The following is a 15,796-nucleotide window of genomic DNA, read 5'->3' on the forward strand; positions in this document are numbered from 1 at the left end:
TGGCTATGGCGGGCAATCGGTGTCCGCCTATTTCGCCTGCCCCGCCTTTCTTAGCCAGACGATCATCTGGTCGGTGATCGCGCTGGCGGAGAAGGAACAGCTGTCCTGAGCGAACACCGCGGACATCTGCAGACGACGCAGCAGGTCGTCCAGCGCCGCCCCGTAGGGAGGCGGCAGTACCAGCGACTCGGCGGCCTGGCGCCACGACTGGACGAAGCCGTTGGTGTCGACTCCGCCCGCGACATAGGCGTCCAGGCTCTCTTGCATGCGCGCAAGGATCGCGCCGTTGGATTGGGTATCGCTCATGGGCGGGCCCGCCTTTCCTTGTAGAGATCGCGGAAGGTCCGCCCGGCCGGCGCCGGCATGTCGCGCGTATCGGTCCACCCCTTGCCGGCCATCGGCAGCTTCGCAATCAGATTGTCGCCGCCCCCCATCCGCGCGAGCAGGCGGGCGCCGATCCGCGTCGCAAACGCGTACAGGCCCGGCCGCCTGGCGGCATAGGCCCATACGCTCAGGCCGAAGCGCTCGCCCCAGGGCCGCAGGCCCCGCTCCATCTGCTTCTCGCGCAGCTTGCGCAGCAGGTCGGACAGGGGAATGGACGCGGGGCAGACGCGATTGCACTCGCCGCACATCGTCGCCGCCTGCGGCAGGTCGATCGCATTGGACAGGCCCACATAGCTCGGCGTCAGCACGCTGCCCATCGGGCCGGGATAGACCCACCCATAGGCGTGGCCGCCAATCTTCTGGTACACCGGGCAGTGGTTCATGCACGCGCCGCAGCGGATGCAGCGCAGCATCTCCTGGAAGTCGCCGCCAATCAGTCCCGTGCGGCCGCCATCGACCAGCACGAAGTACATATGCTCGGGTCCATCGCGCTCGCCCTCGGCGCGCGGCCCCGTCAGCAGCGAGAAATAGTTCGAGATGGCCTGGCCCGTGGCCGAGCGCGGCAGCAGCCGCATCACGGTGGCGAGGTCCTCCAGCGTCGGCAGCACTTTCTCGATACCGGTCACGGCCACATGCACGCGCGGCATCACGGTGCACATGCCCTCGTTGCCCTCGTTGGTGACGACCGCCACCGAGCCTGTCTCGGCGATGATGAAGTTGCCGCCCGTCACCCCCATGTCCGCGGACAGGAACTCGGGCCGCAGCACCTCCCGCGCTTCGCGGGTCATGTCCGGGATTTCGGTAAGCCTGGGCTTGTGGTGGACCTTGGCGAACAGGTCGGCGATCTCTTCCTTGTCCTTGTGCACCACCGGGGCAATGATGTGCGAGGGGGGCTCGGCATCGTTGATCTGCAGGATGTACTCGCCCAGATCCGTTTCGACGCTCTGCACACCCATTTCGCCGAGCACCTGGTTCAGGCGCATTTCCTCGGTGACCATGGACTTGCTCTTGATCACCTTCTTCACGCCGTGCTTCTGCGCGATCTCGGCCACCAGCCGGGCGGCGTCGGCGGTGGTCTCCGCGAACAGCACCGTGGCGCCGCGCCGCGTGGCGTTCTCCTCGAAGGTGGCGAGCCACACGTCGAGGTTCTCCAGCGCGCGGTTGCGGCGCTCCTTCAGCGCTTCCCGCGTGGCGTCGAAATCGATGTCGCGAATCGCCTCGGCCCTGGCCGTGACGAATTTGGTGGACAGCTTCTTCAGGTTCTGCTGGAGGCGCTGGTCTGCCAGTTTCTGGCCGGCACGCGCCTTGAATTCCATGCTGTGTACTTGCATGTGGTTCCCTTCGGCGTTCAGGCGTCGCCCGCCAGCACCTGCGCGATATGCAGCACGCGCGTCTGCGTATCGCCGGTACGGCGCAGGCGGCCTTCGATATTGAGGATGCAGCCCAGATCGCCCAGCACGACGGCGTCCGCCCCGCTGGCCTTGATGTTGGCGCACTTCTCGTCGACGATCGCCGTCGAGATATTGCCGTACTTGACCGAGAACGTGCCGCCGAACCCGCAGCAGGCCTCGCAGTCCTTCATCTCCGTCAATTGCACGCCGGGCAAGCGCGACAGCAGCGCGCGGGGCTGCTGCTTGACGCCCAGTTCGCGCAGCCCCGAGCAGGAGTCGTGATAGGTCACATGACCGCTGAAGGCGGAGTCGACGGCCTCGATCTTCGCGACGTTGGCCAGGAAGTCGGTCAGCTCGAACACCCGCGCGCGCAGGCGCTCGAAACGGCCGTTGAGCTCCGGATCGTCGCGCAGCAGGTCGCCGTAGTGTCCGACGATCATGCCGCCGCAGGAGCCGGACGGCACCACGACGTAGTCGAACATCTCGAATTCGCGCAGGAATTTCTCCGCCAGATCGCGGGCCGCGGCGCGTTCGCCGGAGTTGTAGGCGGGCTGGCCGCAGCACGTCTGCGCCTCGGGGACCATCACCTCATAGCCGGCGTTCTCGAGCAGCTTCAGCACCGAGAAGCCAATCTCCGGACGCATGATGTCCACCAGGCATGTGACAAACAGACCAACTCGCATCGCTAACCTTTCCAGACCCAAACCCCGAGATTATGCGCCCGCCGCAACGCGTTCGCGGAATAAACGGCTCAGCCTGCGCATGAAATCGGCTAATGACCTGCGGGGCGCCCCGCAGGCTGGCTGTGTTCCAGCGCACGCAGCAAACGCGCTCGCCTGCCCCATCATGGCGTTTCAGCTATTGAAATTTTCACAATGCGAGATAGAATCAGGCAATCGCTTAATTTGCCGCACGGCAACATTTCCCATGGCAGAGGTAGAGAAGGAACCTGGCAAGACGTCGATCCAGGTCATCGAGCGCATGATGACGCTGCTCGATGCGCTGGCCGAACACGCCGATCCCGTCAGCCTGAAAGAGTTGTCGCAGTCCACCGGGCTGCATCCCTCCACGGCGCACCGCATCCTCAACGATATGGTGGCGTGCCGTTTCGTGGATCGCTCGGACCCCGGCAGCTACCGGCTCGGCATGCGGCTGCTGGAACTGGGCAACCTGGTCAAGGCGCGGCTGTCGGTGCGCGACGCGGCGCTGGCGCCGATGCGGGCCCTGCACCGCGTGACCGGCCAGACCGTAAACCTGTCGGTGCGCCAGGGCGACGAGATCGTCTATATCGAACGCGCCTACAGCGAGCGCTCGGGCATGCAGGTCGTGCGCGCCATCGGCGGCCGCGCGCCGCTGCATCTGACGTCGGTGGGCAAGCTGTTCCTCGCCGCCGATGAAGTGGCGCGGGTGCGCAACTACGCGACCCGCACGGGCCTCGCCGGCCATACCCGCACGTCGATCACCGAACTGACCAAGCTCGAACGCGAACTGAACTGGGTCCGCACCAACGGCTATGCGCGGGACAACGAAGAGCTGGAGCTGGGCGTGCGCTGCATCGCCGCCGGCATTTACGACGACTCGCGCCGGCTGGTGGCCGGCCTGTCGCTGTCCGCGCCGGCCGACCGGCTGCAGGACAGCTGGCTGCAGAACCTGAAGGACACCGCGCTGCAGATTTCGCGCGGCATGGGCTACAGCGCCGAACCCGGCGCCTGAGCGATCCGGCGCGCCCGCGTTGCGGGCGTCCCCTTCCCCGCTGGTGCGGGAATCCGCATTCTTTCCCTCACGGGCGCCGCTATGCGCGCCGCCAGCCCGGCCGGCCCGTGATCCGACAATCCCTGCCCGCGGCAGGTCTGCCACTCGATACATCATGCAAGCTTCCAATTTCCTCCCCCGCCTGGTCGAAGCCCTCGGACCCGACGTGGTCGCCACCGGCGCGGACGAAGTCGCTCCCTGGCTGTCCGACTGGCGGGGACTGTATCGCGGCAACGCCCAGGCGGTGGTGCGTCCGCGCACCACGGAAGAGGTGTCGCGCTGCCTGGCGCTGTGCCAGGAGGCCGCCGTGCCGGTGGTACCCCGCGGCGGCAACACCGGCCTGTGCGGCGGGGCCGCGCCGGACAGCAATACGGCCAACGTGGTGCTGAGCCTGGATCGCATGAACGCGATCCGCTCGATCGACACGATCGCCAACACCATGGTCGCCGAGGCGGGCTGCATTCTGGGCAATCTCCGGCGCGCGGCAGAGGACGCGGCGCGCCTGTTGCCGTTGAGCCTGGCGGCCGAGGACTCCTGCCAGATCGGCGGCAATCTGGCGACCAACGCCGGCGGCGTCAACGTCGTGCGCTACGGCATGACGCGCGAACTGGTGCTCGGCATCGAAGCCGTGCTGCCGAGCGGCGAGGTGTTCCATGGCCTGCGCACGCTGCGCAAGGACAATACCGGCTACGACCTGAAGCAGTTGCTGATCGGCTCCGAGGGCACGCTGGGCGTGATTACCGCCGCCGCGCTGCGGCTGTTCCCGCGCACCGACAAGCGCTGCGTGGTGCTGGCCGCGGTGGAGTCGCCCCGCCAGGCGCTGGAACTGTTCGAGCTGCTGTTTGCGCAGTGCGGCGCCCGCCTGCAGGCGTTCGAGTTCTTCACCGGCGATTGCCTGGACCTGGTCCTCGCCCACGCCGAGGGCGTGCAGGAACCCTTCGCGCAGCGCTATCCCGCCTACGTGCTGATGGAACTGGCCGACACGGCCGACGAGGCGGCGCTCAACGCGCTGCTGGAAGACGCCATGGGCCAGGCGCTGGAGCGCGAACTGTGCCTGGACGCAGCGGTGTCCGCGTCGATGGCGCAACTGCAGGGCATGTGGAAGCTGCGCGAGGAAATCTCCGAGGCGCAGCGCGCCGACGGTCCGCACCTGAAACACGATATTTCGCTGCCCATCGAGCAGATCCCGGCGTTCATGGCCTCCATGCAGACCCGACTGGAGCGTCTGGACCCGTCGATCCGGCCCTTCATCTTCGGCCACTTCGGTGACGGCAATCTGCACTACAACCTCTCGCGCCCGGCCAATGCCGAACGCGACTGGGCACAGGCGCACGGCGAGGCCGTCACGGCCGAGGTGCTCGACGAGGTCATGCGCTACGGCGGCAGCATCAGCGCGGAGCACGGCATCGGTCAGCTCAAGCGCGAGTACTTCCAGCGCTACAAGGACCCGCTGGAGCTGCGCATGATGGCCGGCATCAAACAGTTGCTGGACCCGGCCGGCATCATGAATCCGGGCAAGCTGCTGTAAGGGGCGGCGCGGAAAAGAAAAAAGCCCGGCAGTCCAGACTGCCGGGCTTTGTTGTCCCAGGTCGTTCCGCGCTTGCGCGCGTGGCGATCAGATGCCGCGCGCCTGCTGCGAAGTGAGCACGTAGTGCGGCGAGGCGGGACCTTGCGTCAGGTTGGGCGACGACGGAAACGGACGCGAGTCGTGCGACGGCGAATGTTCCAGCCAGTCCTTGACGCGGTTCGCATCGGCGAAGCGCGAGAGCTTGCCGGCCGAGTCCAGGAACACCATCACCACATTGCGGCCGTGCACCTTGGCCTGCATCACCAGGCACTGTCCCGCCTCGGAGATGAAGCCGGTCTTCTGCAGGCCGATTTCCCAGTTGCCGCCGCGCACCAGGCGATTGGTGCTGACGTAATGCTGGGTGCGGCCCAGCACGTTGACCTCATGCTCGGTCTGCGTCGAGAACGCCCGGATGATCGGGTTGCGGTAGGCGGCATTGACCATGCGCACCAGGTCCACCGCGCTCGACACGTTGCTGCTCGACAGGCCACTCGAATCGACGAAGTGGCTGTCGTTCATGCCGAGTTCGCGCGCCTTGCGGTTCATCGCCTGCACGAACGCCGGCAGACCGCCCGGATAGTGGCGGCCCAGCGCCGAGGCGGCGCGGTTCTCCGACGACATCAGCGCCAGCAGCAGCATCTCCTCGCGTGTCAGCTGGGTGCCGAAGCGCAGCCGCGAACCGCTGTGCTTCTCGGTGTCGCGATCTTCCTCGGTAATGGTCAACACCTCGTCCAGCGGCAGGCGCGCGTCCATCACCACCAGCGCCGTCATCAACTTGGTGATCGAGGCGATCGGCAGGACCGCGGCGGAATTCTTCTGGAACAGCACTTCGTTCGTGTTCTGGTCCATCACCAGGGCCACGCTGGAGCGCAGCGCCAGCGCGTCGGCGGTGTCGCGCAGCCCGAGGGCTTCACCCAGAGACGGCTTCGACGGCGCGAACGACGCGCGCACAGGCGCCGCGTGGCGGCTGGCCACCGCCTGGCGCTTGCCACCCTTCAACACGACGACCTTGCGGGACGACTTGGAGGAGGCCTTGGCCTCCTTCACGGATTTCTTTTGGACCTTTACGACCTTTTCGGTCTTTTTGCCGGCTTTTGCCGACGATTTCTTGGCTGCTTCAGCAGCCGGCGATGCCATCAGCGACACGGAGACCAGCATGGTCACCGCCATCGAGCGAAAGGGCATCGAGCCGAAGAATCTTGAGAATGGGGAATCAGACCGGGACATGATTCATTCAGCGCGCATCTGGAATGGCGCCAGTGTAGGAAAAAAAGAAATTGTTAGCAAGATTAATGACTTACGAAGCCTTATTAAAGTTCGCCTGTCAGTGCATTTCGTCATGCAAAAAATAAAGCGGCTAAATCACATTCCGATCTTGCGTCCCCTGAACGAGTCCGCGCCACCGAGGCGCTACCCGCTCCTTCGCCAGCTAACGGCGCAGCGGGGCAAAGCTGAAGTCGGGATTAGCCCTAACCCCTTGCTTCCGCGGGCCTCCAGGGTCAACGCGCGACCCCGCGGTTTGGTTCACCTGAGCGGCGCAGTTCATTCCGCCGCCTGCGCCTCTGCCACCAGAGGCATCAGCGCGCGCCGCAATGGCGCCGGCAACGGCACAGGGCGGCGCGAGTGCCGGTCCACATACACGTGGACGAAGTGCCCCTGCGCCGCGGCGGTCTGCTCGTCGTTGCGGAACAGCCCGACCTCATAGCGCACGCTCGTATTGCCGACGCGGGCGACGCGCAGACCGGCCACCACCGTATCGGGAAAGCTAAGCGAGCCAAAGTAGTTGCACTGCGTCTCGATCACCAGCCCGATGGTCTCGCCCGCCTCCGGGTCAAGCACGCCCTGCTCGATCAGATATCGATTCACCACCGTGTCGAAATAACTGTAGTAGACAACGTTGTTGACATGGCCATAGACGTCGTTGTCGGCCCAGCGTGTGGTGATTTTGTCGAAGTGTCGATAGGACGAGCGCGTGTCCGGTTGCTGTTTCATGGCGTCGGGTTTTCAAGAAAATGGGAACGAGGCGCCGGTCCGATTTACCGGCGCATTACGAGAGCCACACCGGCGACGGCAACCACCATGCCGAGCGCGGCCAACGGCGGAAACCGTTCGCCGAACAGCGCCCATGCCATCACGGCCGTCGTCGGCGGCGTCAGGTACATCAGGCTGGACACCTTGGTGGCCGCGCCCTTGCGGATCAGCAGGAACAGCAGGGAAATGGCGCCGATGGACAGCGCCAGGACGGACCACAGCAAAGCGCCGATCATCTCCGCGTTCCACTCGACCTGCCGCGTCTCGTACAGATACATGAAGGGCAGACAGGCCAGCGCCGCGGCTGCGAACTGAATCAGCGAGCCCATGCGCAGATCGAACATCGGGCAATACCGCTTCTGGTACAGGGTGCCGACGGTGATCGACAGGAGCGCGCCCAGCGTCAGCGCAAGGCCGATTGGGGAGGCGGCACCACCGGACATCTTGTTGGCGACCACCAGCGCAACGCCCGCGACGCCCAGCAGCAGGCCGGCCCACTGGGAGGCCACCAGCCGCTCGCCCATGCGGGCGGAAGCAAGCGCGGTCAGTACGGGCTGCATGCCGACGATCAGCGCGGTCATGCCGGCCGGCATCCCCAGCTTGATGGCTGCCCACACGCCGCCCAGATATCCGGCCTGGAGGAACAACCCCGCGATGGCGATGTGGCCGACTTGGCGCCAGTCCGTGCGGCCGGCGCGCCGCGGCAACGGCACGCGCGCCAGCGCGACGAAAGGCGCCATGACCACCAGCACGCCGGCGAAGCGCAGAAACAGAAAAGTCATCGGCTCGGCGTGGGGCATGCCGTACTTGGCCACGATAAAGCCGGTGCTCCATATCAGCACGAACAGCCAGGGCATCGACGCCAGCCAGAGCGCGCGGGCGCCAGTGGCGCGGACGGTGTGGCCGGGGGCCGTCATGCCGGGGCCCATGTGCCGGTGACGGCCGCGGCGACGTGTTCGCTAGTGGCGGGAAGGGGCATCATCTGGGATGGAGGAAAAGGACGGAAAGGACGGCCGCCGCGCCTTCGGGAGCGACCCGCGATACTAGCACTGGCGCACGATTCGCTTTGGCCGCCGCCCGGGAGTGCGCGCCAGATAACAGTTTGCGGTTTCTTGATGGGTGTTTACCCTGCTTTGTTTGTGCGATGCACAAAACCCCTTGACAGGCAAACTCAGGCCCCTAGAATAGGCCTTGTTGCGACGCACCATTCACCGTTTCGGTGACGCCGCAGACACCAATCACGCCTGGGCTTGGCTGACGCAACGATGGGAGACCACCGTCACGGCTTCGACATCTAGGCGGCTTAATTTGCTCGAACTCGACGTCATTCAATGGAGACTCGCATGTCCTTTACCCCGGAACAAGTTGCAGCGGCTCAAAAGGCCAACCTCGAAACCCTGTTCGGCCTGACCACCAAGGCGTTCGAAGGCGTCGAAAAGCTGGTCGAACTGAACCTGCAAGTCGTCAAGACCACCCTGGCGGAGAACGTTGATCACGCCAAGCGCGTGCTGTCCGCCAAGGACGCGCAGGAAGTCATGGCCCTGCAGGTTTCGCTGATCCAGCCGGCCGCCGAAAAGGCCGTGGCCTATAGCCGCCACATCTACGAAATCGCCGCCGACACGCAGTCGGAATTCACCCGCGTCGCCGAAGCTCAACTGTCGGAAAGCACGAAGAACGTGCAGTCGATGGTCGAGAACATGGCCAAGAACGCCCCCGCCGGTTCGGAATCGACCGTAGCGATCGTCAAGTCGGCCATCACCGCCGCCAACAACGCCTACGAATCGGTCCAGAAGGCGACCAAGCAAGCCGTGGAAATCGCCGAAACGAACTTCCAGGCTGCTGCCACCGCCGCCACCAGCGCCGCGCAACAAGCCAGCGCCCAGGCATCCCGCTCGACCCGCAAGGCCGCTCCCGCGGTCTGAAGGAAAGCGCGGTAAGGACGTCCCAAGGACGTCCTGCAATACCCGAAAGCCCGGCTCTGCCGGGCTTTTTCGTTTCCGCCGCGCCCTACCTGCAAGCGCGATTTCGTGCGCGCGGGTGGATCCTGGCGATTAATTGCATCCCTCTCCGCCCATGAACGGCAGCCAACAATGAGAAAGGCCCGCCGGACAGGCGGGCCTTCTCGTGGCGTTCCGGCTTGCCTCTCGGCAACCGCTCCGGTCAGCGCTTGCGCGGCGGCGGCACGTCCGTGCAGACGCCCTCGTAGATCTCCGCAGCCATGCCGATCGACTCGCCCAGCGTGGGATGCGGGTGGATGGTCTTGCCGATATCCACCGCGTCCGCGCCCATCTCGATCGCCAGGCATACCTCGCCGATCAGGTCGCCGGCATGCGTGCCGACGATGCCGCCCCCGATGATGCGGTGCGTCTCTTCGTCGAAGAGCAGCTTGGTGAAGCCCTCGTCGCGGCCGTTGGCGATGGCGCGGCCCGAGGCGGCCCACGGGAACACGCCCTTGCCGTACTTGATGCCCTCGGCCTTGCATTGCTCCTCGGTCAGGCCCGCCCAGGCCACTTCCGGATCGGTGTAGGCCACCGACGGAATCTGCTTCGCGTCGAAGTACGCCTTCTCGCCGTGCGCGGCTTCGGCCGCCACATGGCCCTCGTGCACGGCCTTGTGGGCGAGCATCGGCTGGCCGACGATATCGCCGATCGCAAAGATGTGCGGCACATTGGTGCGCATCTGCTTGTCGACCTCGATAAAGCCGCGGTCGGTCACCGCCACGCCTGCCTTCTCCGCGCCGATGCGCTTGCCGTTGGGCGCGCGGCCGACGGACACCAGCACCATGTCGTAGCGCTCCGCCTCGGCGGGCGCCTGCTCGCCTTCGAACCTGACATAGATGCCATCGGGCTTGGCTTCCACGCCCACGGTGCGGGTTTTCAGCATCACTTTGTTGAAGCGATGCTTGTTCATCTTCTCCCACACCTTGACGAGGTCGCGGTCCGCGCCCTGCATCAGGCCATCGAGCATTTCCACCACGTCGATGCTCGCGCCCAGCGTGCTGTACACCGTGGCCATTTCCAGGCCGATGATGCCGCCGCCGATGACCAGCAGTTTCTTGGGCACCTCGGGCAGTTCCAGCGCGCCGGTCGAATCGACGATGCGCGGGTCCTCCGGGATGAACGGCAGCTTCACCGCCTGGCTGCCGGCCGCGATGATCGCCTTCTCGAAGCGGATCACCGTCTTCTTGCCATTGGTGCCCTTGCCGTCGCCCTCGGTTTCCTGCACTTCCATGTGGTGCGGATCGAGGAAGGTGCCGATGCCGCGCACGACCTGCACCTTGCGGGCGCGGGCCATGCCGCCCAGGCCGCCGGTCAGCTTGCCGACCACCGATTCCTTGTACTTGCGCAGGCCGTCCAGATCGATCTTCGCTTCGCCGAAGACGATGCCGTGCGCGGCCAGCGCGCGGGCCTCGTCGATGACGGCGGCGTTGTGCAGCAGCGCCTTCGACGGAATGCAGCCCACGTTCAGGCAAACCCCGCCGAGCGACGCATAGCGCTCGACCAGCACGGTCTGCATGCCCAGGTCGGCGCTGCGGAAGGCGGCGGAGTAGCCGCCGGGGCCGGCGCCCAGCACGAGCATCTCGCACTGGATATCGGCGGCGCCGGCGTGCGTGGCCGCGGCCGGCGCGGCGGCCGGCGCGGGAGCCGGTGCGGGAGCCGGGGCAGCCGCGGCCGGAGCCGGAGCCGGCGCGGCGGCCGGAGCGGCAGCGGGGGCCGGCGCAGGGGCCGCGCTGGCGCCCTGCTGCGATTCCACGGTGCAGATCAGAGCGCCCTTGGCGACCTTGTCGCCGACCTTGACCGCCACCGCAACCACCTTGCCGGCGGCGCTCGACGGCACGTCCATGCTGGCCTTGTCGGATTCCAGCACGATCAGCGACTGTTCCTCCTCGACCGTATCGCCCGGCTTGACCAGTACCTCGATCACTTCCACCGCGTCGAAATCGCCGATATCCGGCACCTTGACTTCGATCACACTCATGCTTTGCTCCTCTGCCCGCGGCCGCCATCACTGGCCGCGGTGTCGTTGTTCGGGGGCCCGGCGCTTACAGCAGGATGCGGCGGAAGTCCGCCAGCAACTGCGCGAAGTAGGTGTTGAAGCGAGCCGCCTCGGCTCCGTCGAGCACGCGGTGATCCCACGACAGCGACAGCGGCAGCGTCAGGCGCGGCACGAACTGCTTGCCGTCCCACACGGGCTTCTGATACGACTTGCAGACGCCCATGATGGCCACTTCCGGCGCATTGATGATGGGCGTGAAGTACGTCCCGCCCAGGCCGCCCAGCGACGAGATCGAGAAGCAGCCGCCCTGCATCTGGTCGGGCTTGAGCTTGCCGTCGCGCGCCAGCTTGGCCAGTTCGCTCATTTCCTGCGCGATCTCGATCACGCCCTTCTTGTCGGCGTCCTTGATCACGGGCACGACCAGGCCATTCGGCGTGTCGGCGGCGAAGCCGATGTTGAAATACTTCTTCAGCACCAGATTGTCGCCGTCGAGCGAGGCGTTGAAGTTGGGGAATTTCTTCAGCGCGGCGACGGTGGCCTTGATCATGAAGGCCAGCATCGTGACCTTGACGCCCTGCTTCTCGTATTCCTTGTTCAGCTGCACACGGAAGGCTTCCAGCTCGGTGATGTCGGCCTCGTCGTGGTTCGTGACGTGGGGAATCATCACCCAGTTGCGGTGCAGGTTGGCGCCCGAGATCTTCTTGATGCGCGACAGGGGCTTGCTTTCCACCTCGCCGTAGCGGGTGAAATCCACCTTCGGCCAGGGCAGCAGATTCAGCTCGCCACCGCCCGCGGGTGTGCCGGCGGCCTGCGAGGGCGCGGCGGCCTGGCCGCTCATCACGCTCTTCACATAGCGCTGCACGTCGTCCTGCAGGATGCGGCCCTTGGGACCGGTGCCGGGCACGCGCGAGACATCCACGCCGAGATCGCGGGCGAACTTGCGGACCGAGGGGCTGGCATGCGCGGCCTTGCCCGTCACGCCGGCGGGCGCAGCGGCGGGCGCGGGTGCGGCCGTCGGAGCCGGAGCCGGCGCGGGTGCCTGGGCGGCGGCCGGCGCAGGCGCAGCAGCGGGCGCGGGTGCCGGTGCGGGTGCCGAAGCCGCCGGCGCGGCGCCGGCGCCTTCGAGCAGCAGGATCAGCGTGCCTTCGGCGACGTTGTCACCGACCTTGACCTTGATTTCCTTGACCACGCCCGCGGCGGGGGACGGCACGTCCATCGTGGCCTTGTCGGATTCCAGCGTGATCAGCGCATCCTCGGCGTTGACCGTATCGCCCGGCTTCACATGGATCTCGATCACCGGCACCCCGTCGTAGTCCCCGATATCGGGCACCTTGACCTCGACCGTGCCACCGCCGCCGGCGGCCGGCGCGCTGGCCGGCGCGGGTGCCGGTGCCGGGGCCGCAGCGGCGGGAGCCGGCGCGGGCGAAGGCGAAGGCGCCGGAGCGGCGGCCGGTGCGGGAGCGGGAGCGGCGGCGCCCGCCGGCTCCAGCATGACCAGCACCGAGCCCTCGGACACGTTGTCGCCCACCTTGATGCGGACTTCCTTGACGGTGCCGGCCTGCGGCGACGGCACGTCCATGGTCGCCTTGTCCGACTCCAGGGTCACCAGCGCGTCCTCCGCGTCGATGGTGTCGCCGGGCTTCACATGGACTTCGATGACCGGTACGGCGTCGTAGTCGCCGATATCCGGCACCTTGATTTCAATCGCTTGACTCATTCAGTGTCTCCTGGTCAGGCCGGCACGCGCACAAGAACGCCAGCGCCGAGAGTAACCTCGGCGCCCGCTTCTGTCACGCCGCCGCGCCGCGGACGCGCCGGGCAAGCCCGGGGCGCCCGGGCGCGGCATCGCCGCGCCTGGGGGTTCGCGCAGTGCAGCCGGATCAGACCGACATCGGGTTCGGCTTGTTGGGATCGAGGTTGTACTTCTTGATCGCCTCGGCGACCTTGTCGCGGCCGATCGCGCCCTCGTCGGCCAGCGCCTTCAGCGCGGCCAGCGTGACCCAATGGCGGTCCACCTCGAAGAAGTGACGCAGCTTCTCGCGGGTATCCGAGCGGCCGAAGCCGTCGGTGCCGAGCACCACGTAGCGGCGCGGCACGAAGGGACGGATCTGCTCGGCGAAGGCGCGCACGTAGTCGGTCGAGGCGATCACTGGACCGCGCACCGACTTCAGGCTCTTCGTCACGTGCGATTCGCGCGGCGTCTCGGTCGGGTGCAGCAGGTTCCAGCGCTCGGCGTCCTGGCCTTCGCGGGCCAGTTCCGTGAAGCTCGGGCAGCTCCACAGGTCCGATTCCACGCCCCAGTCCTTCTTCAGCAGCTCGGCCGCGGCGATCACCTCGCGGAAGATCGTGCCCGAGCCCAGCAGCTGCACGCGCGGCGCATTGCTGTTCTCCACGCCCTTGCGGAACGCGTACATGCCCTTGACGATGTCCTGCTCCACGCCAGCCGGCATGACCGGATGCTCGTAGTTCTCGTTCATCACGGTCAGGTAGTAGTAGACGTCCTGCTGCTCCGCGTACATGCGGCGCAGGCCGTCCTGCACGATCACCGCCAGCTCGTACTGGAAGGTCGGGTCGTACGAGATGCAGTTCGGGATCGCGGCATGGAACACGTGCGAATGGCCGTCCTCGTGCTGCAGGCCCTCGCCGTTCAGCGTCGTGCGGCCCGACGTGCCGCCCAGCAGGAAGCCGCGCGAGCGCATGTCGGCGGCGGCCCAGCACAGGTCGCCGATACGCTGGATGCCGAACATCGAGTAATAGATGTAGAACGGGATCATCTGCACGCCGTGCGTCGAATACGACGTGGCGGCCGCGATCCAGTCGCACATGGCGCCGGCTTCGTTGATGCCTTCCTGCAGGACCTGGCCCGTCTCCGACTCCTTGTAGAACATGAGCTGGTCATGGTCTTCGGGAACGTACTTCTGGCCTTGCTGGTTCCAGATGCCGATCTGGCGGAACAGGCCTTCCATGCCGAACGTGCGCGACTCGTCCGGCACGATGGGCACCACGTGCTTGCCGATCTGCTTGTCCTTGAGCAGCGTGTTCAGGATCCGCACGAACGCCATCGTGGTGGACACCTCGCGGCCCTCGCCGGTACCCTTGAGCAGCGCATCGAACGCGGACAGTTCGGGCACCTTCAGCGGCTCGGCCTTCTGGCGGCGGGTCGGCAGGTAGCCGCCCAGCTCCATGCGGCGGGCGCGCATGTATTCCAGTTCCTTCGAGCCTTCGGGGAAGGTGATGTACGGCACTTCCTCCAGCTTGTCGTCCGGCACCGGAATGTTGAACTGATCGCGGAAGCGGCGGATCGCCTCCACCGGCATCTTCTTCTGCTGGTGGCTGATGTTCATGGCCTGGCCGGCATCGCCCATGCCATAGCCCTTGATGGTCTTGGCCAGGATCAGCGTCGGCTGGCCCTTGTGCTCGCTGGCGGCCTTGTAGGCGGCGTAGATCTTGTGCGGATCGTGGCCGCCGCGGTTCAGGCGCCAGATGTCGTCGTCGGACCAGTCGGCGACCATGGCCTTCAGTTCCGGCGTATTGAAGAAGTGCTCGCGCACGTAGGCGCCGTCCTTGGCCTTGAAGGTCTGATATTCGCCGTCGACGGCTTCCATCATCCGCTTCATCAGCAGGCCCTTGGTGTCGCGCGCCAGCAGCTGGTCCCAGCGGCTGCCCCATACCACCTTGATGACGTTCCAGCCCGAGCCGCGGAATTCCGACTCCAGTTCCTGGATGATCTTGCCGTTGCCGCGCACCGGACCGTCCAGGCGCTGCAGGTTGCAGTTGATGACGAAGACCAGGTTGTCCAGCCGCTCGCGGCCGGCCATGCCGATCGCGCCCAGCGATTCCGGCTCGTCGGTCTCGCCGTCGCCGAGGAAGGCCCAGACCTTGCGCTCGCCGAGCTTGGCGATCAGGCCGCGGCTTTCCAGGTATTTCATGAAGCGGGCCTGATAGATCGCCATGATCGGGCCCAGGCCCATCGACACCGTCGGGAACTGCCAGAAGTCCGGCATCAGCCACGGGTGCGGATACGACGAGATGCCCTGGCCGTCCACTTCCTGGCGGAAATTGTCCAGCTGGTTCTCCGTCAGGCGGCCCAGCAGGAAGGCGCGCGAATACACGCCGGGGGCCGAGTGGCCCTGCACGAAGACCAGGTCGCCGCCGTGCTTGTCGGACGGGGCATGCCAGAAGTGGTTGTAGCCGACGTCGTAGAGGGTCGCGGCCGAGGCGTAGGACGAGATATGGCCGCCCACGTTGGTGTGCTTGTTGGCACGCAGCACCATCGCCATCGCGTTCCAGCGCGAATACGAGCGGATGCGGTGCTCGATGTCCTGGTCGCCGGGAATGCGCGCCTGCTGCTCCACCGGGATCGTATTGATATACGGCGTCTCGGCGTGGAAGGGTTGCGTCACGCCATTCACGCGCGCGTACTCGATCTGCTTGTCGATCAGGAAGGCGGCGCGTTCGCTGCCTTCGGCGCCAAGCACGCCCTGCAGGGCTTCAAGCCATTCCTGGGTTTCCTGGGGATCGGCATCGTTGGCGCCGGCTGCGCCGAGGATCTGCTCTGGTACGGCTGACATGACTGTCTCCTGTGAATTCCTGCACCGCAGCCACGCTCTGGCGTCGGGACGGGTGTGACGGTATGACTGGCGACGCGGCGCGGGGTGCCGGACATTTGGAGTCG

General features: G+C 66.3%; 12 protein-coding genes. 3 read left to right on the forward strand and 9 right to left on the reverse strand.

What is annotated here, in order from left to right; genetic code table 11:
- Window positions 1-27: 27 nt before the first annotated feature.
- Genes LDO27_RS09280 through LDO27_RS09290 form a run of 3 tightly spaced genes read right to left on the reverse strand, consistent with a single transcriptional unit; the run spans window position 28 to window position 2,458 of the window.
- Entirely contained in the window at window positions 28-306 is a 279-nt protein-coding gene (locus tag LDO27_RS09280) for a hypothetical protein (RefSeq protein WP_224041304.1), read from the reverse strand.
- On the reverse strand, window positions 303-1,715 hold the full coding sequence (locus tag LDO27_RS09285; RefSeq protein WP_222201234.1) for a LutB/LldF family L-lactate oxidation iron-sulfur protein: 1,413 nt from the start codon (window positions 1,713-1,715) through the stop codon (window positions 303-305). Before LDO27_RS09285 ends, LDO27_RS09280 begins: the two co-directional genes overlap by 4 nt.
- Before the next feature lie 17 nt (window positions 1,716-1,732).
- Window positions 1,733-2,458, reverse strand: coding sequence for a (Fe-S)-binding protein (locus LDO27_RS09290; RefSeq protein ID WP_224041306.1), 726 nt, complete (start codon window positions 2,456-2,458; stop codon window positions 1,733-1,735).
- 244 nt (window positions 2,459-2,702) lie between these two features.
- Between LDO27_RS09290 and LDO27_RS09295 the strand changes: the two genes are divergently transcribed.
- Together LDO27_RS09295 and LDO27_RS09300 are read left to right on the forward strand one after the other, a co-directional pair.
- Window positions 2,703-3,488, forward strand: coding sequence for an IclR family transcriptional regulator (locus LDO27_RS09295; RefSeq protein WP_222201236.1), 786 nt, complete (start codon window positions 2,703-2,705; stop codon window positions 3,486-3,488).
- A 154-nt stretch (window positions 3,489-3,642) separates the two neighbouring features.
- Window positions 3,643-5,055 carry an FAD-binding oxidoreductase gene (locus LDO27_RS09300; RefSeq protein WP_224041307.1) on the forward strand — a complete coding sequence of 471 codons (1,413 nt, stop codon included), beginning with the start codon at window positions 3,643-3,645 and terminating at the stop codon, window positions 5,053-5,055.
- Window positions 5,056-5,142: 87 nt separating this feature from the next.
- On the opposite strand, the gene pbpG is transcribed toward LDO27_RS09300, so the two are convergent.
- The 3 genes from pbpG to LDO27_RS09315 form a co-directional block, all read right to left on the reverse strand.
- Complete coding sequence (gene pbpG, locus LDO27_RS09305) at window positions 5,143-6,321, reverse strand: D-alanyl-D-alanine endopeptidase (protein WP_224041310.1); 1,179 nt, start codon at window positions 6,319-6,321, stop codon at window positions 5,143-5,145.
- A 315-nt stretch (window positions 6,322-6,636) separates the two neighbouring features.
- Complete coding sequence (locus tag LDO27_RS09310) at window positions 6,637-7,086, reverse strand: acyl-CoA thioesterase (RefSeq protein WP_224041311.1); 450 nt, start codon at window positions 7,084-7,086, stop codon at window positions 6,637-6,639.
- Between the two features lie 44 nt (window positions 7,087-7,130).
- The gene (locus LDO27_RS09315; protein ID WP_224041312.1) at window positions 7,131-8,042 is read right to left on the reverse strand and encodes a DMT family transporter; all 912 of its coding nucleotides are present in this window, start codon (window positions 8,040-8,042) and stop codon (window positions 7,131-7,133) included.
- A gap of 426 nt (window positions 8,043-8,468) precedes the next feature.
- On the opposite strand from LDO27_RS09315, the gene LDO27_RS09320 reads away from it, so the two are divergent.
- Window positions 8,469-9,047 carry a phasin family protein gene (locus LDO27_RS09320; RefSeq protein ID WP_222201241.1) on the forward strand — a complete coding sequence of 193 codons (579 nt, stop codon included), beginning with the start codon at window positions 8,469-8,471 and terminating at the stop codon, window positions 9,045-9,047.
- 238 nt (window positions 9,048-9,285) lie between these two features.
- Here the strand turns inward: LDO27_RS09320 and lpdA are convergent, their stop codons facing one another.
- The 3 genes from lpdA to aceE form a co-directional block, all read right to left on the reverse strand.
- A complete protein-coding gene (gene lpdA, locus LDO27_RS09325; RefSeq protein WP_224041313.1) occupies window positions 9,286-11,103 on the reverse strand; it encodes a dihydrolipoyl dehydrogenase in 1,818 nt (605 codons plus the stop codon).
- A 64-nt stretch (window positions 11,104-11,167) separates the two neighbouring features.
- The gene (gene aceF, locus LDO27_RS09330) at window positions 11,168-12,838 is read right to left on the reverse strand and encodes a dihydrolipoyllysine-residue acetyltransferase (RefSeq protein ID WP_224041314.1); all 1,671 of its coding nucleotides are present in this window, start codon (window positions 12,836-12,838) and stop codon (window positions 11,168-11,170) included.
- Window positions 12,839-13,001: 163 nt separating this feature from the next.
- Window positions 13,002-15,692, reverse strand: a complete 2,691-nt coding sequence (gene aceE / locus LDO27_RS09335; protein WP_222201244.1) for a pyruvate dehydrogenase (acetyl-transferring), homodimeric type — start codon at window positions 15,690-15,692, stop codon at window positions 13,002-13,004.
- Between the last annotated feature and the right edge of the window lie 104 nt (window positions 15,693-15,796).

The sequence above is a fragment of the Cupriavidus respiraculi genome, assembly GCF_914271545.1.
Taxonomy (GTDB): Bacteria; Pseudomonadota; Gammaproteobacteria; order Burkholderiales; family Burkholderiaceae; genus Cupriavidus; species Cupriavidus respiraculi.